General features: G+C 31.2%; 25 protein-coding genes. 18 read left to right on the top strand and 7 right to left on the bottom strand.

The annotated features are described in order from the left end of the window. Nucleotides 1-36: 36 nt before the first annotated feature. From HA140_RS05730 to rsmD, 4 genes are all read left to right on the top strand, one after another. A complete protein-coding gene (locus HA140_RS05730; RefSeq protein ID WP_209040150.1) occupies nucleotides 37-1200 on the top strand; it encodes a GuaB3 family IMP dehydrogenase-related protein in 1164 nt (387 codons plus the stop codon). A gap of 230 nt (nucleotides 1201-1430) precedes the next feature. Further along, nucleotides 1431-1754, top strand: coding sequence for a thioredoxin (gene trxA / locus HA140_RS05725; RefSeq protein ID WP_011376622.1), 324 nt, complete (start codon nucleotides 1431-1433; stop codon nucleotides 1752-1754). 11 nt (nucleotides 1755-1765) lie between these two features. Beyond that, the gene (gene hisH / locus HA140_RS05720) at nucleotides 1766-2383 is read left to right on the top strand and encodes an imidazole glycerol phosphate synthase subunit HisH (protein ID WP_209040149.1); all 618 of its coding nucleotides are present in this window, start codon (nucleotides 1766-1768) and stop codon (nucleotides 2381-2383) included. Nucleotides 2384-2396: 13 nt separating this feature from the next. Further along, nucleotides 2397-2996, top strand: a complete 600-nt coding sequence (rsmD, locus tag HA140_RS05715) for a 16S rRNA (guanine(966)-N(2))-methyltransferase RsmD (protein WP_209040148.1) — start codon at nucleotides 2397-2399, stop codon at nucleotides 2994-2996. On the opposite strand, the gene petG is transcribed toward rsmD, so the two are convergent. After that, the gene (gene petG / locus HA140_RS05710) at nucleotides 2973-3092 is read right to left on the bottom strand and encodes a cytochrome b6-f complex subunit V (RefSeq protein ID WP_011376619.1); all 120 of its coding nucleotides are present in this window, start codon (nucleotides 3090-3092) and stop codon (nucleotides 2973-2975) included. The genes rsmD and petG overlap by 24 nt on opposite strands. A gap of 55 nt (nucleotides 3093-3147) precedes the next feature. Here petG and HA140_RS05705 point away from each other — a divergent pair, with 55 nt between their 5' ends. From HA140_RS05705 to HA140_RS05660, 10 genes are all read left to right on the top strand, one after another. Further along, a complete protein-coding gene (locus HA140_RS05705; protein WP_308788994.1) occupies nucleotides 3148-3534 on the top strand; it encodes a cytochrome c in 387 nt (128 codons plus the stop codon). Then, nucleotides 3531-4283 (top strand): RNA methyltransferase, encoded by a 753-nt coding sequence (locus HA140_RS05700; RefSeq protein ID WP_209040147.1) that lies wholly within the window; start codon nucleotides 3531-3533, stop codon nucleotides 4281-4283. The genes HA140_RS05705 and HA140_RS05700 overlap by 4 nt, the downstream gene beginning before the upstream one ends. 113 nt (nucleotides 4284-4396) lie before the next feature. After that, the gene (gene bchI, locus HA140_RS05695; protein WP_209040146.1) at nucleotides 4397-5485 is read left to right on the top strand and encodes a magnesium chelatase ATPase subunit I; all 1089 of its coding nucleotides are present in this window, start codon (nucleotides 4397-4399) and stop codon (nucleotides 5483-5485) included. Between the two features lie 5 nt (nucleotides 5486-5490). After that, on the top strand, nucleotides 5491-5964 hold the full coding sequence (ruvC, locus tag HA140_RS05690; RefSeq protein WP_209040145.1) for a crossover junction endodeoxyribonuclease RuvC: 474 nt from the start codon (nucleotides 5491-5493) through the stop codon (nucleotides 5962-5964). A gap of 9 nt (nucleotides 5965-5973) precedes the next feature. Continuing rightward, nucleotides 5974-6531, top strand: a complete 558-nt coding sequence (locus HA140_RS05685) for a 5-formyltetrahydrofolate cyclo-ligase (RefSeq protein ID WP_209040144.1) — start codon at nucleotides 5974-5976, stop codon at nucleotides 6529-6531. A gap of 40 nt (nucleotides 6532-6571) precedes the next feature. Beyond that, nucleotides 6572-6991: a SufE family protein gene (locus tag HA140_RS05680; RefSeq protein WP_209040143.1), complete on the top strand. Its 420-nt coding sequence runs from the start codon at nucleotides 6572-6574 to the stop codon at nucleotides 6989-6991. Between the two features lie 44 nt (nucleotides 6992-7035). Next, nucleotides 7036-8337 (top strand): homoserine dehydrogenase, encoded by a 1302-nt coding sequence (locus tag HA140_RS05675; protein ID WP_209040142.1) that lies wholly within the window; start codon nucleotides 7036-7038, stop codon nucleotides 8335-8337. A 70-nt stretch (nucleotides 8338-8407) separates the two neighbouring features. Then, nucleotides 8408-8659 carry a hypothetical protein gene (locus HA140_RS05670; RefSeq protein WP_209040141.1) on the top strand — a complete coding sequence of 84 codons (252 nt, stop codon included), beginning with the start codon at nucleotides 8408-8410 and terminating at the stop codon, nucleotides 8657-8659. A gap of 17 nt (nucleotides 8660-8676) precedes the next feature. Continuing rightward, the gene (locus tag HA140_RS05665) at nucleotides 8677-10248 is read left to right on the top strand and encodes an ABC transporter substrate-binding protein (protein ID WP_209040140.1); all 1572 of its coding nucleotides are present in this window, start codon (nucleotides 8677-8679) and stop codon (nucleotides 10246-10248) included. Beyond that, a complete protein-coding gene (locus HA140_RS05660; RefSeq protein ID WP_209040139.1) occupies nucleotides 10241-11263 on the top strand; it encodes an ABC transporter permease in 1023 nt (340 codons plus the stop codon). Before HA140_RS05665 ends, HA140_RS05660 begins: the two co-directional genes overlap by 8 nt. Here HA140_RS05660 and HA140_RS05655 read toward each other — a convergent pair. Further along, on the bottom strand, nucleotides 11260-12810 hold the full coding sequence (locus HA140_RS05655) for an alpha/beta hydrolase (RefSeq protein ID WP_209040138.1): 1551 nt from the start codon (nucleotides 12808-12810) through the stop codon (nucleotides 11260-11262). The two genes, HA140_RS05660 and HA140_RS05655, sit on opposite strands and share 4 nt — an antisense overlap. A gap of 2 nt (nucleotides 12811-12812) precedes the next feature. Here HA140_RS05655 and HA140_RS05650 point away from each other — a divergent pair, with 2 nt between their 5' ends. Then, nucleotides 12813-14042, top strand: coding sequence for an MFS transporter (locus HA140_RS05650; protein WP_209040137.1), 1230 nt, complete (start codon nucleotides 12813-12815; stop codon nucleotides 14040-14042). Here HA140_RS05650 and HA140_RS05645 read toward each other — a convergent pair. Beyond that, nucleotides 14039-14410: a DUF2834 domain-containing protein gene (locus tag HA140_RS05645; RefSeq protein ID WP_025888552.1), complete on the bottom strand. Its 372-nt coding sequence runs from the start codon at nucleotides 14408-14410 to the stop codon at nucleotides 14039-14041. The genes HA140_RS05650 and HA140_RS05645 overlap by 4 nt on opposite strands. A gap of 41 nt (nucleotides 14411-14451) precedes the next feature. On the opposite strand from HA140_RS05645, the gene HA140_RS05640 reads away from it, so the two are divergent. Genes HA140_RS05640 through HA140_RS05630 form a run of 3 tightly spaced genes read left to right on the top strand, consistent with a single transcriptional unit; the run spans nucleotide 14452 to nucleotide 15886 of the window. Beyond that, complete coding sequence (locus tag HA140_RS05640) at nucleotides 14452-15321, top strand: carbohydrate kinase family protein (RefSeq protein ID WP_209040247.1); 870 nt, start codon at nucleotides 14452-14454, stop codon at nucleotides 15319-15321. A gap of 16 nt (nucleotides 15322-15337) precedes the next feature. Continuing rightward, complete coding sequence (locus tag HA140_RS05635) at nucleotides 15338-15529, top strand: hypothetical protein (protein ID WP_025946086.1); 192 nt, start codon at nucleotides 15338-15340, stop codon at nucleotides 15527-15529. A gap of 3 nt (nucleotides 15530-15532) precedes the next feature. Next, the gene (locus HA140_RS05630; protein WP_209040136.1) at nucleotides 15533-15886 is read left to right on the top strand and encodes a hypothetical protein; all 354 of its coding nucleotides are present in this window, start codon (nucleotides 15533-15535) and stop codon (nucleotides 15884-15886) included. 23 nt (nucleotides 15887-15909) lie between these two features. Here the strand turns inward: HA140_RS05630 and HA140_RS05625 are convergent, their stop codons facing one another. The 4 genes from HA140_RS05625 to HA140_RS05610 all read right to left on the bottom strand — a co-directional run bounded on the left by HA140_RS05625 (nucleotide 15910) and on the right by HA140_RS05610 (nucleotide 18967). Next, complete coding sequence (locus HA140_RS05625) at nucleotides 15910-16428, bottom strand: pentapeptide repeat-containing protein (protein ID WP_209040135.1); 519 nt, start codon at nucleotides 16426-16428, stop codon at nucleotides 15910-15912. Nucleotides 16429-16511: 83 nt separating this feature from the next. Beyond that, nucleotides 16512-16985, bottom strand: a complete 474-nt coding sequence (locus tag HA140_RS05620) for an HNH endonuclease (RefSeq protein ID WP_209040246.1) — start codon at nucleotides 16983-16985, stop codon at nucleotides 16512-16514. A gap of 171 nt (nucleotides 16986-17156) precedes the next feature. After that, complete coding sequence (locus HA140_RS05615; protein ID WP_209040134.1) at nucleotides 17157-18014, bottom strand: transglutaminase family protein; 858 nt, start codon at nucleotides 18012-18014, stop codon at nucleotides 17157-17159. Nucleotides 18015-18025: 11 nt separating this feature from the next. Continuing rightward, nucleotides 18026-18967 (bottom strand): alpha-E domain-containing protein, encoded by a 942-nt coding sequence (locus HA140_RS05610; protein WP_209040133.1) that lies wholly within the window; start codon nucleotides 18965-18967, stop codon nucleotides 18026-18028.

Here is an 18967-nt window from a genome sequence, read left to right as displayed (position 1 = left end):
TAGTTGTTAATTTAATCAGAATAAAAGAAAACTATCGTGAATATTGAACTTGGTTTAAATAAAAAAGTCAGACGGGCTTTTGGCATCGATGAAATAGCTTTAGTCCCTGGTAATAGAACACTCGATTACGATTTGACTGATCCTTCCTGGTCAATAGGTGATTTCAAAAGAGAAGTTCCGATAGTCGCTAGTGCGATGGATAGTGTTGTCGATGTCAATACGGCTGTAGAGCTCACAAAATTAGGGTCCCTAGGGGTTATTAATATGGAGGGCATACAAACACGATATGAAAATCCTGATGAAATATTGAACCAAATAGCATCAGTCGGGAAGAATGATTTTGTACCATTAATGCAGAAAATATACAGTGAACCGGTCAAGGAGGGATTGATTGTACAAAGAATAAATGAGGTGAAAGAAAGAGGAGGTATAGCAGCTTTTAGTGGGACTCCTCAAGCCGCCATTAAGTTTAAAGAAACACTTAATCATTCCAAAATAGATTTATTTTTTCTTCAAGGAACAGTTGTTTCCACTGAACATCTTGGTATGGAAGGTAAGGAAACCTTAAATATTAAAGATCTCTGTCAATCTATGAATGTCCCAGTCGTAGCGGGTAATTGTGTTACTTACGAAGTTGCAAAACTTCTTATGGATGCTGGAGTCGCAGGATTGATGGTTGGGATAGGACCTGGAGCGGCTTGTACATCAAGAGGAGTATTGGGGATTGGAATCCCTCAAGCGACTGCAATTGCTGATTGTAGTGCGGCAAGAAATGATTACTTTAAAGAAAGTGGTCGTTATATTCCTATCATTGGTGATGGAGGAATTGTTACTGGCGGAGATATCTGTAAATGTTTAGCATGTGGAGCAGATGCTGTAATGATTGGATCCCCAATAGCTAAATCCTCAAACGCTCCAGGCAAAGGCTTTCACTGGGGTATGGCCACTCCAAGTCCAGTTTTGCCAAGGGGCACAAGAATCGAAGTTGGTTCTACAGGATCCTTAGAAAGAATAATTAAAGGCCCTGCCTTGCTTGATGATGGGACACATAATTTATTAGGGGCTATCAGAACTTCAATGAGTACTCTTGGGGCAAAAAATATTAAAGAAATGCAAGAAGTTGAAATAGTTATCGCACCATCGCTTCTTACAGAAGGTAAGGTTTATCAAAAAGCTCAGCAGCTTGGGATGGGTAAGTAGTTTACTTAGAGCAAATTATAAATCCTTAGTGAATTAAGTATTAAATTTGAAAATTTTTCTAATTAGGAGTTATTATTAAATAATGGGGGAAACCCCATACTCCTCACACACTAAATCGCCCGATTAATCGGGCTTTTTTAGATATTTTGTTACTTATATTATTTAATCTGTAATGAAATCATCACTTAAAAGAATTGCCTGCTAAATTTTCAAAAAGGAATACTTAAATTATGTCATCAGCTCCAGCCGTAACTGATTCTTCATTTGACAAGGATGTATTGCAAAGTGATCTGCCAGTATTGGTTGATTTTTGGGCACCATGGTGCGGTCCATGTAGAATGGTCGCTCCAGTTGTAGAAGAAATCTCAAAAGACTTTGAAGGGAAAATTAAAGTTTTTAAATTAAATACCGATGAGAATCCAAATGTAGCTAGTCAATACGGAATTAGAAGTATTCCTACATTAATGATCTTTAAAGGAGGTCAAAAGGTTGATACCGTTGTTGGCGCTGTTCCAAAAGCAACTCTTTCGAGCACTTTAACTAAGCATTTATAAATTTAAAAGCTTTGCATAAAATTGGGCTAATAGACTATGGAATGGGTAACATTCATTCTGTAACAAAATCTCTAGAAAGTCTTGGAGAAGAAATTATATTAATTAAAAACTTTAATGATTCCAAGCTTTGTAAGGCGATAATACTTCCCGGGGTTGGAGCATTTGATCCAGCAATGAATAATCTCATAAGTACTGATTTGATAACTGATTTGAAAAATTGGATTAAAAGTGGAAAATCCTTTTTTGGGATATGTTTAGGTCTCCAACTCCTTTTTGAATCTAGTGATGAAGGAAAAGTTCAAGGACTGGGAATTTTAAAAGGAAAAATACAAAAAATACCTAATATTGTTAACCAAAGAATCCCACACATGGGTTGGTGCCAACTTTTACCTACAAAGGAAAATACCTTACTTGGGATTGAAGAATTTAATAATTGGGTCTATTTTGTACATTCCTATCATGCAATCCCAGATGACTTAAATATTATTGCAGCTCAGGTTGATTATGGCTCTGAAAAATTAACTGCAATGATTGAGAATGATAATTTATTGGCCTGTCAATTTCATCCGGAAAAATCTGGCAAAACCGGTGAAAAACTTTTGAGAAGATGGCTGAGTAATATTCAATAACAGCTGCTTAGGGATGAAGACTAACTTAAGATTAATAGGTGGTAAAAAACTCCAAAGTCCAAATAATAGTTTTACAAGACCTACAACTTTGAAAGTGAGAGAGGCCATATTTAATATATTGAAAAATAGAGTTGAAGATAGTAACTGGTTAGATTTATTTAGTGGAACAGGAGTCGTATCTTGTGAAGCTTATAACCACGGGGCAAGCAAAATAATTGCAATTGAGAAAAACAAAATCAACTCAAAAATTTGCTTAGAAAATTTACTCTCGTTGGAGAATACCGAGAATAGGATTAATGATATCGAAGTGATTTGTAAAGACGTTTTGAAATGGACAAAACCCAACTATGAGAGAAACTTATCATCAAGATATATTGATTTAAACAATTTAAAATTTGATTTTGTTTATTTAGATCCTCCTTACAATGTGGATTTCCATGAATTAGTTTTAAATCAATTATTTAATTGCAATATTTTAAAAAAAGATTCGATAGTTATTTGTGAACATTCTCCAAATCTATTTATTAAAAAAAGTACTTTGTGGGAAACTATAGATGTTAGAGATTATGGACAGTCAAGATTAACATTCTTAATCAATGTCCAACATTCCTGAACCTCTTCTGTATTGATTCCATGCACTAACGAATAAACCAAGAAGAGTTATTGGTACTAACCCTAAAACAATTCCACAAAGAAGAGGCTCGATCATTTTTTTGCCTTTTTTTAATTTCTTATTCACAATTGTTACATAGAGAATATTTTTTGTGTCAACTTCTTCATCATCTGCAGCAGAAAAAGACTTTAAAAGAGACTTATTGAAAAATTTTTTTATTGTTTTAACGTTTTTATTGATATTTTTTTCAATATTTTTCGTGAATCATCGTGAAAAAAACAAATATATTATTAAAACTCTTGAGCTTAATGGATCTGCTAAGGTAGGCGATTCTATTTTTAAGATAAATTGTGTTGGATGCCATGGGATATCAGCAAGAGGATTAGTGGGTCCTGACTTACATTCAATAACTCAACGTATGAGCGATGAACAGATAATTAAACAAGTTACGGGTGGCCTTACTCCTCCCATGCCAAGTTTTGAAATTGATCCACTAAATATGTCCAATTTATTAAAGTATCTTCATAGCCTTGAATGATTTTGGAGAAGAATTTTTCAAATTTAAAGGTAATATTAGTTGAACCAAATGGCCCTTTAAATGTAGGGAGCATTGCCAGATTATGCTCCAACTTTGAAGTTGATGAATTAAGAATTGTTTCTCCAAAATGCGATATATTTTCTTTAGAAGCAAAAAAAATGGCTCTTAAAGGTCAAAAATTTCTTAATCATTGTAAGATTTTTGATAATCTTGAAAAAGCAATTTTTGATTGTGATTTAGTTCTCGCTTCTAATGGAAGGATTGATATGAGCAAAGATTCATTTTTTGAATCTTCTGAAGATATATTTAATTGGACTATATCTTTTAAAAAAATAAATAATTTAGCAATTATATTTGGTAGAGAAGATAGAGGTTTAACTAATAACGAATTACTTCTGGCAAATAAGACTTTTAATATCCCAACTTCTCTAAATAATCCTTCTTTAAATCTTTCTCATGCAGTTTCAATAGTTTTGTATGAATTAAATAAGTCTTCTAAAAAAAAGTTTAAGAAGGAATTAGAAGTTTTTAATCTTGCATCATCAAAACAAATTCATGATTCATTCTTGGAGATAGAGGAAATGCTTTTAAGAGTTGGATATCTCTTAGAACATACCTCAAGGGCAAAAATAAATAAATTTAAAAATTTTATTTTAAGGGCAAATACATCAACGCACGAAATAAATGTTTTAAGAGGAATTGTCCATCAAATAAAATGGTTTTTGAATAATTCAAAAAAAAATCAGTAACTTTTAAATTAAATTTTCTTTTTCTGTAGTTTAAATTTAATGAGGATATTTACTAAAAACATTTTCTGAAGTAACATCTATTGATTATTTGAATATTTAAGAAAACTAGCACTGTGACTACAACAAAGAAAAGAAGAGTTTTTCCTTTTACAGCTGTAATTGGCCAAGAAGAAATGAAATTAGCTCTTTTGTTAAATGTTATTGATCCAAGAATAGGAGGAGTGATGATAATGGGTGACAGAGGTACTGGAAAGTCTACTACCATCAGAGCCTTAGCTGATTTATTGCCTGCAATAGATGTTGTTAAAGATGACCCATATAATAGTTCCTTAAGTGATCCTGATTTACAGAGCAAAGAAGTTTTAGAAAAAATTGTTCAAGGAGAGAATCTAGAGAGCATTAAAAAACAAGTGCCTATGGTTGATTTGCCTTTAGGGGCTACTGAAGACAGACTTTGTGGAACTATAGATATAGAGAAGGCTTTGAGTGAAGGTGTTAAGGCATTTGAACCAGGGTTATTAGCAAAGGCTAATAGGGGATTACTGTATGTTGATGAAGTTAATTTGCTTGATGATCATTTGGTGGATGTACTTTTAGATTCTGCTGCTTCTGGGTGGAATACAGTTGAGAGAGAGGGGGTTTCAGTTCGCCATCCTGCTAGGTTTGTTCTTATTGGCTCAGGAAATCCAGAAGAAGGGGAATTAAGGCCTCAGTTATTAGACAGGTTCGGAATGAGCGTTGAGGTTAAGACCGTTAGAGACGCTGAATTAAGAGTTCAAGTAGTAGATCAAAGGACATCCTTTGACGATAATCCTGATGAGTTTTCATTGAGTGTGGAGAAACAACAAGATGAACTACAATTAAAGGTTGTTAAAGCTCAAGAAATTTTGAGTTCTGTTCAAATGGATGATGATCTTAGATTAAATATTTCTGCAATTTGCGGAGAACTGGATGTTGATGGGTTACGTGGAGATATAGTAACAAATCGTTCCGCTAGGGCGATCGCAGCCTTTGAGGGAAGAACCGAAGTGCAAGAAGATGATATAGCAAGGGTTATTTCTTGTTCGTTAAGACATCGCCTTAGAAAAGATCCATTAGAACAAGTTGATTCAGGGGAAAGAGTTATTCAAGCTTTTTGTAAAGTATTTGACTTAGATGAAAAAGAAAATCTTTCAAAATTCCAATTAACTGCAGAAGCTTAATTATAGTGAGAATTATTGGGATTGACCCTGGATTGGCGAGAGTTGGGTATGGAATTATTGAAGTAAAAAATGAAAAAAAGATTTTATTAGATTGTGGAGTTATTGAGACGGGAAAAAATAAAAAAGAAGAAGATAGACTTTATGAGATATTCAAAGATCTTAGTGAATTAATAAATTATTGGAATCCAAATATAGCAGCAGTAGAAAAGTTTTTCTTTTATAGATCAAGCACTACTATAAGTGTTGTGCAGGCTAGAGGAGTAATTATGATGGTACTGGCCTCTAAAAAAATTCATGTTAGTGAATATTCCCCCGCTCAGATAAAGTTAACTATTGCTGGGTCTGGAAAGGCCTCTAAGAAAGAAGTTCTTGATGCGGTTATGTATGACCTAAAACTTAAAAAACCTCCAAAACCTGACGATTCGGCAGATGCACTGGCTATAGCACTCACAAAACTTAATGAAGAAGGCTTCAACTGAAGATTAAATATGACTATCTTTGAAAGAAAGAAATTGGAGAGGGATACCTTTAGAAAACTTAGAAATGAGATTTCCCTTAATCAAAAAGAAAATGTAGAAAAAAATGTAAAATTATATGTTGATTCATTTCTTAAGGAATATAAAAAAATTGGTTATATAGCTATATATTGGCCTCTAAAAAATGAAGTAGATATTAGAAGTCTTAAGGAAAAATTTTCTTTAGCTTTGCCCAGATGTAAAGATAAAAAAGAGTTGTTATTTTATCCATGGGATGGAAGACTTCTTACGAAAGACTCTGAAGGGATACTAAGTCCAAATGACTCTTTTGCATTAAGTCATAATCAAATAAGTATGATTCTTGTTCCATGTCTTTCTGTGGATAAAAATTTAATAAGATTAGGTTATGGAGGAGGTTATTTTGATAAATTAAGAAAAGATAAAAATTGGAGAAATGTTCCATGCATAGGAGTCTTAACTTCCAATTGTGTCAGTACGATTCCATTAACCAGAGCTGAGTGGGATATCCCTTTATCAGGCTTTATCACAGAAAAAGAAATACTTGTATAATAAGAGATCAACGGGCGGTCTATTAATAGTTTTTAAAAAAATGGAAAACCAAGAAAAATACAATAACTTATCAAAATTAGTTGAAAAGTTGAAGAAATCGGAAGATCCAAAAAGAAAATATGAATACATTTTGTGGTTAGGCAAAAAATTGAATGAACCAGATAGTAAGATCTTAGTTGAAGAAAATAAGGTTAAGGGGTGCGTTTCAGAAGTTTTTGTTAAGGCAACTATCAAAGCCGGTAAATTATTTTGGGAAGGATATTCTGATGCTCTAATAACAAAGGGTTTGTTGGCATTTCTAATTAGTGGATTAAATGAGTTAACACCAAATGAAGTTGTTGAAATAGATAAGAAATTTATAGAAGATACTGGTTTGAAAAAAAGCTTAACTCCTTCTCGATCAAATGGTTTTTTAAACATTTTATTGAAAATGCAGTCTCAAGCACATGAATTTTTGTAGGTCTAATAATATAAAATTAAACTCAAAGTAATAAGAAATAAAAAATGAGAAAATGCAAAATTGGCATAGTAGGTTTTGGAACTGTAGGTTCAGGAATTTATAAAATATTAAGTTCTGAAATTGATTCACATCCAATTCTAGAAGAAATAGAAATTGTAAAAATAGCAGTTAAAGATCTCAGTAAAAAAAGGGATGTTGAGCTAGATAATAATTTACTAACGGATGATCCATTTGAATTAATTAATGACCCCTCCATAGATGTAATTGTTGAAGTAATGGGAGGGGTTGATTTAGCGAAAGATATTATTCTACGATCATTAAAATCAGGCAAATCTGTTGTCACAGCAAATAAAGCAGTCATTGCAAGATATGGAGAAGAAATATACAAAACTGCTGCTAAGGAAGGAGTTTATATACTGTCAGAGGCAGCAGTCTGCGGAGGGATTCCAATAATTGAACCATTAAAAAGATCATTAAAGAGTAACTGCATAAAAAAAATGGTTGGGATAATAAATGGCACAACAAATTTTATTCTTTCAAAGATGGCAAATGAAAAAGCTGATTATAAGGAAACGTTAAAATTGGCGCAAAGTCTTGGTTATGCAGAATTTGATCCAACTGCAGATGTTGAGGGACATGACGCTGCTGATAAGATTTCTATTCTTAGTGAACTCGCATTTGGGGGGAAAATTAAAAGAGACGAAATACATTCAGAGGGCATTAGTAGCATTAATTTAAAGGATATCGAATATGCGAATAAATTAGGATTTGAAATAAAACTTTTGGCACTTTCCGAAAGGCAACAAATTAATAGTAATGATTCACTTGCTTTGAATATTTGGGTAGGCCCTTCATTGATTCCAAAATCTCATCCATTGGCAACAGTTATGGGAGTTAATAATGCATTATTGATAGAGGCTGATCCTCTTGGAGAAATAATGTTGTATGGTCCAGGTGCAGGCAGAGGTCCAACTTCTGCATCAGTAGTATCAGATATATTAAATCTGCATGCCGTGTCAGAAAAAAATAATAATTCAGTTGATCCATTACTATCTTTTGATTTCTGGAGAAAATGTCATATCATAGAATCTTCTTTAATAAATAAAAAAAATTACCTTAGAATTATCTGTCTTGATAGTCCTGGCGTAATAGGAAAGATTGGAGATATTTTTGGTAATAATAATGTATCAATCGAATCAATTGTGCAACTAGATGCAACTGAGGATAAAGCCGAAATTGTTGTTATAACTCATGAGGTGAATAATGGAAGTTTTGAGAAATCGAAAGATCAAATAAATTCGCTTTCTGAAGTTAAAAATATCGCAAGTCAATTAAGTTGTATTTAAAATAATAGTTTGCAAATTTCTTCATAGCTTGTTAAACCGAAGAAAGTAAGTGTTTGCTTTTAAAACCTTAATGATTCATTCAAAACTATTAGGTAATAAAAATCAAAAAAATAATATAATTTCTTCTGAAAACCTTTACAAAGGTGCTTGTGTAAGAATTAAAAATAGCAATAAGACTTTTCAAATAATTGGTTTAAATATAGGTAAAAAAATTTGTTGGGTGAGAGAGTGGCCTTTTGCTTGTGATTCTAAAAAAACATTTGCTTTAGAAATAAGTCAAATAACCTTGCAAATTTTTTGTTCAAAACAATACTCAGAATAATTTATTATTTAAAAAATATGAAAAAAAAAGTTCTTTTATCAATTTTTATTATATTAATTTCTTTTTTACAGAGTTCTTGTGGTTCAAAAAGAATATCAAAAAAAATCATAGTAGCAAGTTCTGGAAAGATTGAATCTTTAGATCCAGCTCGAGCCAATACTCTTAAATCAATTCAATTAATCAGTTCACTTGGAGACACATTATATGAATTAAATTCTGAAGGAGAATTAATACCTGAATTGGCCTCTGGGATGCCAATTATTTCAAAGGATGGACTTCAAATAATTATCAATTTGAGAAAAAATGTTTTTTTTCACGATGGAACTTCATTTAACTCAAATGCTATAAAGTTTACTTTTGATAGATTCAAAAGAATTGGAACTATGAATTATATTTTAGGAAATAAGATTAAATCAATAGAAACACCAAGTGAATATTCAGTCATAATAAATTTAAATAAACCATCAAGTTCTTTAAATGGTTTACTTACATCAGTAAATTTAACTCCAATATCTCCTACCTTTTACAAAGAATATTCTGATAAGTTTCTAAATGAAAAATTCGTTGGTACTGGCAAGTATGTGCTAAAAAGTTTTTCTAATGAAGTTCAATCAATTGATCCAAATTTGAATTATTGGGGTGAAAAACCCTTAAATAAAGGAATTAATTTTGTGGGATATTCAAATTCATCTTCTCTTTTTGGGGCTTTAAAAAGTAAACAAATTGACGTGCTTTTATCAAATTCAATTGATGATAGTCAGAGAAAAAGTCTTAATAATTTAAGCAAAAATAAACAGTTTAAAGAAGGTAATAGCCCTTTTACTGAATTAAGTTTTATAAGCCTTAAGACTAGTTCTTATCCCTTAAGTAACCTTAATTTGAGATTAGCTTTGGCAAAAAGTCTTAATAGAAAATTAATTAGTGAGAAAGTGAGTTATGGATTAAGGAAACCATCTAGATCAATTATCCCTCCAATATTAAAAAAAGATAATCAAGAACTGTGGCCTAAATATGATTATTTAGAAGTGAGAAGGTTATTGCAAAAAGAAAATTTTTGTAATGGAAATATTCTGAAAATACCTCTTACTTATAGATCGAATGTACCGGCTGACAAGCTTATTGCCCTGACATGGCAGGAAGAAATTAAAAATTCTTTGAATGATTGTATTAATATTGAACTCAATGGGGTTGAATCTACAACAGTTTATAAAAATTTAAGTTTAGGAATTTATACAGCAGTTATTCTCGATTGGACTGGAGCTTATTCAGATCCAGAAGCATATCTCACCCCTCTTTTAAGTTGTAATGAAATAGTTGATGGCATATGTAAAAAAGGAGAATCAGTTTACAGCGGTAGCTTTTGGGGATCTAATAAAGTGGAAAGGTTATTTCTTGAAAGTGAAAAAACAACAGGAATAAAAAGATTAGAAAAACTTCTTGAAATTGAAAAAATAGCATCAAATTCAATCCCTTATATTCCTATTTGGATATCCTCTCAAAAAGCATGGTCTCAAAATAAAATATCAAAACCTATATTTAATGGTGCAGGAATTATTTCGTTGAGTGATCTTAAGCTTATTGATGAGTAGAAATTTAAACAAACTACTAAATTATTCCTTGTTAAAAATTTCACTTATACCAATAATGTTATGGATAATTTCTTCATTAGTATTTATTTTGTTGAGAGTTGCTCCCGGCGATCCTGTCGATGCCATACTTGGATCTGGTGCTGATGAGGTTTCAAGAGAATTTCTAAGAAATAAATTAGGGCTAAATGAACCTTTAATAAATCAATATTTTTTATATATTAAAAATATATTGCACTTAGATTTGGGCCAATCTCTTAGTACCCAAGAGCCAGTCCTTAATATTATTATAAAGTCATTGCCTGCAAGTCTTGAGCTTGGATTCTTTTCAATATCAAGTGCCATACTAATAGGATTTCCATTAGGATTAATTGGTTTAAGAAATAAAGGGAAAAAGACAGATTATATTTCGAGAATATTAGGAATTGCTACATATGCGATCCCTCCTTTTTGGGGCGCAATGTTAGCTCAATTATTATTTTCTGTATTTTTTAATATTTCCCCAATTGGAGGAAGATTTCCTATATTTCAGCAACAACCACAAATTACAGGTTTTCTAGTTTTAGATAGTATTCTTTCAAATAATATTATTGCCTTGAAAGATAGTCTTTATCATCTCGCACTTCCTTCGATTACCCTTGGCTTTTTATTAAGTGGTATATTCAGCCGCTCATTAAGAGTAAATTTGGATAAGACATTTAAAAGTGATTATGTAAATGCTGCTATATGTAGAGGAATATCGAGGAAAAAAATATTTTTAAACCATGCATTGCCTAATGCTCTATTGCCAATTGTCACTATTTCTGGCTTGACTATGGCCTCTTTAGCAGGAGGCGCTCTGTTGTTCGAGGTGACTTTCTCATGGCCAGGTATAGCTTTAAGATTACATGAAGCTATTTCTCAAAGAGACTATACCTTGGTTCAAGGAATTGTAATTTTTACCTCTATGCTTATAGTCTCTCTAAATCTCTTCGTGGATATTTTAATCGCATATTTAGATCCACGAATAGAGTACTAATTTTCGGAAATTTCTTTTATCGTTTCAAGATCTAAAAGATGGAAGTCAAGGCCTAAATCTCTTTGGTTTTTAATTACATTAGGGATCTTTTGGTCTTTAATATTTTTTAAAAATTCAACTATAAATTTAGTAGATAAATCTTGTACTAATATTGGCTCTGAACCAATAAAAGATTCACTTATTTTGAAGAGGTCATTATTTTCTTCATAGCTTTTATTAATTCTTATTGGAGAGAAATGACTTGCTCCTTCAATAATTAGAAATCTATTTGATGGATTATCTAAAGCATAAAACACTCTAAATTGTTCATTCATTAAAGGTGTAATAAGGTCATAAGTACCACCTATTAGAAGAGTTGGTGCTTTAATACCTGTACTATTTTCTTTTGGCCATACTAGACTTCCAAATGAATTAAAACCTACTATGGCACTGGCCTTATTAAAATTATTTTTCTTAGGGAATGGTATTTCACTCAACTGACATTGAAGTAATTTTGATAAATTTGTTACCGCAAAGTCTTTTAATGCTGAATCACATTTTTCCTCTAGTTGATCTGTAGGTTTCTTGCCTTCATATAAAAGTGCTATTAAAGCACCAAGTGAATGCCCCATTAAAATATAAGAATTATTAGGGAAACCAAATTCTCCATTTTCATGAGCTTTCAATACAGCATCTAAATCTTTAATTCTATATAAGAAAAAGTCTGCACTTCCTGGTATTGTCTCCCTACCATCGAGCACGTCTATGAATGATTCTAGATTACTACCTCTATGATCTATGAATAATATTGGCCAACCTCTTCTGGCCAATTCGTTACCTATCCATTTGAAATTATTAATTTCGCCTCCAAGTCCTGGCATAAATATTATCAATTCTTTATCGAAATTTATTTTATTGCTTTTCCATATTTCAATTTCAAAAGGTTTCACTCGGTGAGGAGCATAAATTTTTTTTTCAATTTTTATTAGATCTTTAGTTGATTTTTTTTCAGTATTTTTAAAGGCATTTTGTTTAGTTCTTTCAAGTTTATTTAATTTGGATAATAGTTCTTGTTGCATTGATAATTCATTTTTCCAAGATGAAATTATTAAAATTAGATTGTCAATATCTAGTGAAATTTCTTCTGATGGTAATGCCTTTATGATGTCTAAAGTTGAAACTTCTTTTTTTTGATCTAATAAATTTTCTATAGTGTTATATATTTCTGTTCCATTATTGTCATTTGGAACTTTTATGCTTTTGCTCAGTTCTGTAATAATTTTACGCCCTGTCCAACTTCTTAATATTTCTCTATTTAATCCCTCTTCTTTGAAAACTGGAAATTCTAAAAATTTTGATAATTCAAAAACTCTTATGAATCCATTTTTTTTTAACCAATCTATTAATTCTGTTGAATTATCTTTGTATTTTTCTAATTTTGATAATTGTTCTATAGTAAGAGGGATTTCCATCTCTTCAAACTTAATATTTATCTTTTCAGCAGCCTTTAAACCATTATTAAAAAATAAACAACAAAAACTAAAAAAAATTATAAAAATGTATTTCACTAGTGATTAGTCCAAATAGTTTACAAATTAGCAAAAATTGGTGGATTCAATTTCCTTATCATTTGAGGTTAATAACCAAGATAAGATTTTTTGCTGCATTTGGAGCAGGAGGTGTTATTTATTTAACATCACTTATTTTTAATAACCTAGGATTATCGGCGACAGATATTGGCCTGGGATTTACCATCTCAGCAATAATTGGAACCATAACAAGACTCTTTACAGGTAATTATCTTAATAAAACGGGAAAAATACAATTTCCGATAATTACTTCTTCAATACTAAGTATTGCCGCTAGCTTATGCCTCATTTTTTCAAGAGATACTTTTTTGTACATAATTGGACAATCACTTGTTGGGGCTGCTGCAGGAATATATTGGCCTGCTGCCGAGTTTGGGGTGCCCTATTTTTGTCATCCTATCGAAACACGTAAAGCTTATGCCCTTGTTAGAAGTTCGGAAGCTTTAGGAATATTTCTAGGGGTATTCTTAGGGGGGTATATGACGAATTTTTTGTATTCTAAATCAATATTTATAAATGATATATTTTGTATGTTAGTTATCACGTATTTAATATCTAGAAATAGTTCTTCTATTAAAAGAAACTTAGAAAATTTTCAAAAAAAATTAGTAGATCCAATTAATCAGGGACAATTGAAATGGAATAAAAATTCAACAATAATAATTTTATCTATTTTATTGATAACTACCTCTTTAGCCTTGATACAAGTAACTTTGCCTCTGGATCTTGTTAAAGGTGGAATATATCGTGATGCATTAAGCAAAGAAATTATTAGTCTTATAATTTCTATTCAGTTAATTTTATTGTTGTTTTTACAATGGCCTGTCGGTTCTTGGATATCTAAGAAAGAAAGATTATTTGGCTTGAAATTTAGTTTAATAAATTTCTCTTTCGCTTCATTTTTATTATTTATTTCTAGTTATCTAAATATCCCAGCGTTTTATTTAATTTCTTTGGCATTAATTTTAGTAAGTTTAGGGACTGCTTCATTTCTTCCAACATCAACAGATGTCGTTTTCAGAATAGCTCCTTCAAATAAAAAAGGTTTTGCACTTGCTCTTTTATCACAATGTTTCGCTATGGGTTATTTTTTTGGACCATTTATTTCAGGGCGCATATTAGATCTATTTGGTTATGCTTCAATAATCTGGCTTTCAATTTCTTCTTGTTGCTTTATTGCCTTTACAATTCTTTTTAAGAGATTATTTTAATTAATCTTTTCTAATTCAATAATTCTTCTCTCTCTTAGAAATAAGAAAAAAGGTGCAGAGAATGCGAAGGCTATAAGAAAAGTGCCAATGTATACAACCCACATATTCTTCATATTTAGTTTTTTTGATTCATTTACTATCCATATAAAAATAGCACTTGCACCTACTAATAAGTCTCTAGAAATTGACTGAGCTGCAGGGTTTGCGTTCGCTAAAGAAATGAAGTTATTTATATCAAAGCTGTTTCCATATTCCCTAGCAAATTCGAAATTTGCCAACATTGGCAGAACAGCTCCCAAAATTGATAGAAAAAGGTAAAGAAAAGATAGTATCTGTTTATTATCTTTTAAAATGTTAAATGAATTCACTTGTTAAAAATATTTCTTTTAATAATAGTATTTTAAAGCTTATGGCTGTTGACAAGAATAATAAAGTTGAAGACTATAAATTTAAAAAAGGAAATTTAAATTTTGCAGTTATTGGTCATGTTGAATGGATAAATTTTTTAAAAGTTGATCAATTACCAAAATCCGGAGTTATTTCTCATTCTGAAAAGTCCCTTGAGTATCCAGCTGGTGGTGGATCTATTATCGCGAAAATACTTTCTGATTTAACTTTAAACCAAATTCATTTCTTTACGTCATTAGGTAATGATGATTATGGAGATAAGTGTTTCAAGATTCTCTCAAATATGGGAATCAAGTTGCATGTAGCTTGGCGTGATAAACCAACTAGAAGAGGATTTAGTTTAATTGACTCTCAAGGTGAAAGAGCAATAACAGTTATTGGAGAAAGGTTAGCTCCAACTCATAAAGACAATTTAGAATGGAACATTTTAAAAAAAATGGACGGAATTTTTATTACTGCATCTGATTCAGAGATTTTTAAAATGGCTAGATCAGCTCCAATACTGTGTACAACACCAAGGGTAGGATTAAATACAATTAATAATTCAAATGTTCTTTTAGATGGATTAATAGGCAGTAATCTTGATCCAGGAGAAGTTTTTTCTTTTTCTGAATTATTGTTAAAACCCAAATATACTATTAAAACCGAGGGAGAGAAGGGAGGCATAATATTCCCAGGAGGAAGATATAAGGCTCTTAAAAACAAAAAATTAAAGGTTGATTCTTATGGATGTGGTGATTCTTTTGCTGCAGGTATTCTTTATGGAATGGCATCTAAATGGGATATAGATAAAAGTTTAAATCTTGCTAAAGTAATGGGAAGAGACGCTAGTGAATTTTTCGGACCATATGCAAATAATGATGAAAAATAATTGAATTAACAATTACATGAGCAATCTAGATAATAAAAATAAAAATATTCTTGTAGAAAATATTATTGTTTTCTTTTTATTTACTGTTTTTTTGGTTTTTAAATCTTTGAAAACTTTATCTAGAATTTTTACTTATGGAATTTTAAGAAAAGAAATATTAACTACTAAAAGTAACTTAGGCGTAGATATTAAAATAAAAATTAAATAGTTAATGAATATATTTTTATTTTTTCTAATTTTAGGACTTATTTTTTTTGTCTACAAAAAAATTAAATCTAAAAAATCAAAGAACTTAAAATTAAAAAAATTTAAAAATAAACTTCAAAGCACGCAAACAAATATTGAAAGAATTTTTTTAAGAGAGGAAGAAAAAACCTTTTCAAACCCTAATATAAATATCTATATTGGGAGTTATGACAACGAAGAAAATATTAATAGAAAATCTAATATTCACAGAGCAAGGCTTTCAAAATTTAAGAAATCCAAATTAAATGGTGAAATGATATTTCAAGATGATGAACAAAGGATTTATAAATTTAATAATGGTAAGAAAGTTTATTTATAAGAAGTTTACTTATAGTTTTTGTACTAGCTACACTCAAGACTTTCTCTAGTTGAAACGCCTGTTGTTGGATTGATACCATCAGCAATTTCACAAAGATTTCTTTGATCTTCGCTGTCAAGAATAGCGTAAGAAAAATCCGCTCCTTCTATTTGAGCTCCTGCAAAACTGCTACCTGATGCGATCATATTTATTAAAACAGCATTTCTAAGATCTGTTTTTTGGAAATTAACTCGATCAGAAAGAGTATCGGTCAGGTCGATTCCATTTAAATTAGAACCTTTTAAATCAGATAGGGTTAAGGTTGTCCCATGTAAATCAACGTCACTAAAATCTGCATCTCTTGCCACTGCTCCAGCTATAGATGACAAATGAAGATCCTCTCCATGGAAATCAAATCCTGTAATATTAGATCTTACATAACTTGGAACTTCATCTCCCTCGCCCTTAACAGCTACATTTGCCCCAGCAAAAACTGGAGAGGATAAAACTAAGAAAGAAAAAGTTATGCATAAAAGATATTTTATAAATCTGAAAAATTTCATACTAGAGAATTCGAATATTATTATTTTATAACAATTAGATAATTTTTTAAATCGATGAATAAATTTAGAATCCCTTTTTAAGATTATTTAACACTATAAATTTTAAATCTAGGCTCTAAATTAGTTATACAATCTAGAAGTTTTTTATTATCTTTGCTATTGGTAACTTTGAATTCAGATTCAACTGAACCTCCTTTATCTCTAATGGCTTGATTTAAAACTATGGAACCGTTTTCGTCAGATACCGATCTATGAAAAGTTCCTCTAGGTATCCTTAAAATATATCCGCAAGATTCTAATCTAACTTTATAAAAAGGATAATCCCAACCAAAATTTACAAGAAAAAATGTTCTACCCCCAGAGATAGCTAATAGATTATCTTCTTGATTGTGATGTATGTAAAATTGCCAATTATTAAAATCTTCATCATTTGGAGGACTAACTGCAGGACCACTGTGAATAACTAGATCTCTATAATTTGAATCATTAACACTAATATCAAAAAATCTTACGTCTTTTGTATCGCGAAATTTTTCATAACTTATCAATTCAAACATTTTTGATTTATTTGATTTGATAACTGGAATTTCTAAACTTGAGTTCAATTTTCTTTAAAGATTAAACAAATGAAAACAGATATATTCATCTAAGAACGTATCAACTAACACTAAAAAAGAAACATATTATTATTTATATTTTTCGTCATTTAAAAGATTAAAATTTAGTCTTTATTTAATCTCAAGAGGTTTGATTTCCCAGGATAAAGTATTTTCTAGATTATTTTTTCCTATGAAGTTTCCTGTGATTACAGAGGTTAAATTAGATTTTGAAGATGATACCAATGTTAAATATCTATCATCTATTAATCCTTTCCCGCTTGGATCAAAACCTCTCCAACCAGCACCTGGAATATATAATTCGGCCCAAGCGTGTAAATCCAACTCAGAGGGTAACGGATCTTCAAAATGATAACCACTTACAAACCTACTTGGGATACCTATAGACCTGCAAGCTTCAACCATCAGCATTGCTAAATCTCTGCATGAACCTATACGTTCTCTAAGTGTTCTGCTAGCCGGCCATGCTGGACCTGTATGTCTTTTGGTATATTTAACCCGATCTTGAATTATCTCTATTAACTGGTAGGTAAATGATAATGCGTTATTAATGCTTCCTGCTAAAGCTTCCTGGGCAAGTTCTACAGCAGAGGGGTCGTGTTGTCCATTAGGCATCCATCCCTCTAATGCTCCCTGCAAATCTCTGTTAATAATACTTCTACAAAAAGGTAATGTTAAATCTCTATTTTTAACTCCATCAATAATGTTTGGATGTTTAACAGTTTCAACTTCACTGATTGATTCAATAATTAAATTATCTGTTAATCCATTGAATCTGATTCTATTAATCTCTTCTCCGCTGGCAGCAAGTAATGGATAAATAATTTCTGGTTCTGGGGTTATTTTTAATTCAAAATTCTTTAGCTTTTGGAATCCATTTGACCTTGGCTTTATACATAATCTATGCTCGCCTAATTGAACAGGGTCTTCGTATTTATATTCAAGTTTGTGAATGTATTTAATTCTCATTAAAAAGCTTTTTAATTAATAAAGTATTTCTCTTGAATGAGATCATTTAATTTATTTAAATCCATTTGCAATGAATCGATTGCTTCATGTAAACCAGCATTAATTATATCTTCAATTCTGATATAACTCCACTTTGCTTTTAGCAAACCTCTCATGCATTCTAATTCTGAGGGATTTTCAGTAGATGGAGAGACATCTATTGTTTTAAGAGTATTGCTTATCCCATCAAGACAGTATCTTACTGATCTAGGGAAAATTGGATCCAGTAAAAGAAATCTCGCAACTGAATTAGGCTTTATTGAATTTTGCACTGCTTTCCTAAACATTTGATAAGCTCCAGCTGAACGTAAAAGTGCAATCCATTGCAGCTCATCAAGTACTCCTCCAAGTTCATCTAAGCTGGGAAGGAGTAAATAATATTTAACATCTAAAATTCTTGATGTTTTGTCAGCCCTTTCGATTAATCTTCCAAGAATGCTAAATCTCCAAGCAAGATCTTTGCTGAGAGTAGCATCTGTAATTCCATAAAAAAGCTGGCATTCCCTCCTTATTTCACTTAGTTGTTCTTGTCTTGGTTTATTCCATATTGCCTCTCCTTCTTGCATATTCCAATATAAAATATTAATTTGCTCCCACATTTCTGTGGTCATCACATCTCTGATTTGTCTTGCATTTTCTCTTGCCATTTGAATGCAAGAGATTATACTATTTGGGTTTAAACGATCTCTTATTAAAAAATTAATAACGTCATCTGGTTTTTTCTCTGGAAATCTTTTATCAAAAGATTCTCTGTCACTCGAAGCATCTATTAACGGGAGCCAAGGTTCTGCACTTCCTGGTGGACAATCTAATGACATCGCTTCACTTACTTCCACGAAACGAGATATGTTTTCCGCGCGTTCTAAATAACGATTTATCCAATAAAGAGATTCTGCCACACGACTTAAAAGCAT

This window comes from Prochlorococcus marinus CUG1417 (assembly GCF_017695975.1).
GTDB lineage: Bacteria > Cyanobacteriota > Cyanobacteriia > PCC-6307 > Cyanobiaceae > Prochlorococcus_A > Prochlorococcus_A marinus_AG.
The sequence above is the reverse complement of the archived record's forward strand: the minus strand, read 5'-3'. Positions and strand labels throughout refer to the sequence as shown.

What these genes read in the sequence shown, in the direction of transcription:
- petG (WP_011376619.1), bottom strand. Translation starts at nt 3,092, where the DNA reads ATGATCGAGCCTCTTCTTTGTGGAATTGTTTTAGGGTTAGTACCAATA.
- HA140_RS05635 (WP_025946086.1), top strand. Translation starts at nt 15,338, where the DNA reads ATGAGCAATCTAGATAATAAAAATAAAAATATTCTTGTAGAAAATATT.
- rsmD (WP_209040148.1), top strand. Translation starts at nt 2,397, where the DNA reads ATGAAGACTAACTTAAGATTAATAGGTGGTAAAAAACTCCAAAGTCCA.
- HA140_RS05685 (WP_209040144.1), top strand. Translation starts at nt 5,974, where the DNA reads ATGACTATCTTTGAAAGAAAGAAATTGGAGAGGGATACCTTTAGAAAA.
- HA140_RS05630 (WP_209040136.1), top strand. Translation starts at nt 15,533, where the DNA reads ATGAATATATTTTTATTTTTTCTAATTTTAGGACTTATTTTTTTTGTC.
- HA140_RS05640 (WP_209040247.1), top strand. Translation starts at nt 14,452, where the DNA reads ATGGCTGTTGACAAGAATAATAAAGTTGAAGACTATAAATTTAAAAAA.
- HA140_RS05610 (WP_209040133.1), bottom strand. Translation starts at nt 18,967, where the DNA reads ATGCTTTTAAGTCGTGTGGCAGAATCTCTTTATTGGATAAATCGTTAT.
- trxA (WP_011376622.1), top strand. Translation starts at nt 1,431, where the DNA reads ATGTCATCAGCTCCAGCCGTAACTGATTCTTCATTTGACAAGGATGTA.
- HA140_RS05665 (WP_209040140.1), top strand. Translation starts at nt 8,677, where the DNA reads ATGAAAAAAAAAGTTCTTTTATCAATTTTTATTATATTAATTTCTTTT.
- HA140_RS05680 (WP_209040143.1), top strand. Translation starts at nt 6,572, where the DNA reads ATGGAAAACCAAGAAAAATACAATAACTTATCAAAATTAGTTGAAAAG.
- HA140_RS05620 (WP_209040246.1), bottom strand. Translation starts at nt 16,985, where the DNA reads ATGTTTGAATTGATAAGTTATGAAAAATTTCGCGATACAAAAGACGTA.
- HA140_RS05675 (WP_209040142.1), top strand. Translation starts at nt 7,036, where the DNA reads ATGAGAAAATGCAAAATTGGCATAGTAGGTTTTGGAACTGTAGGTTCA.
- HA140_RS05670 (WP_209040141.1), top strand. Translation starts at nt 8,408, where the DNA reads ATGATTCATTCAAAACTATTAGGTAATAAAAATCAAAAAAATAATATA.
- HA140_RS05700 (WP_209040147.1), top strand. Translation starts at nt 3,531, where the DNA reads ATGATTTTGGAGAAGAATTTTTCAAATTTAAAGGTAATATTAGTTGAA.
- HA140_RS05615 (WP_209040134.1), bottom strand. Translation starts at nt 18,014, where the DNA reads ATGAGAATTAAATACATTCACAAACTTGAATATAAATACGAAGACCCT.
- HA140_RS05660 (WP_209040139.1), top strand. Translation starts at nt 10,241, where the DNA reads ATGAGTAGAAATTTAAACAAACTACTAAATTATTCCTTGTTAAAAATT.
- HA140_RS05625 (WP_209040135.1), bottom strand. Translation starts at nt 16,428, where the DNA reads ATGAAATTTTTCAGATTTATAAAATATCTTTTATGCATAACTTTTTCT.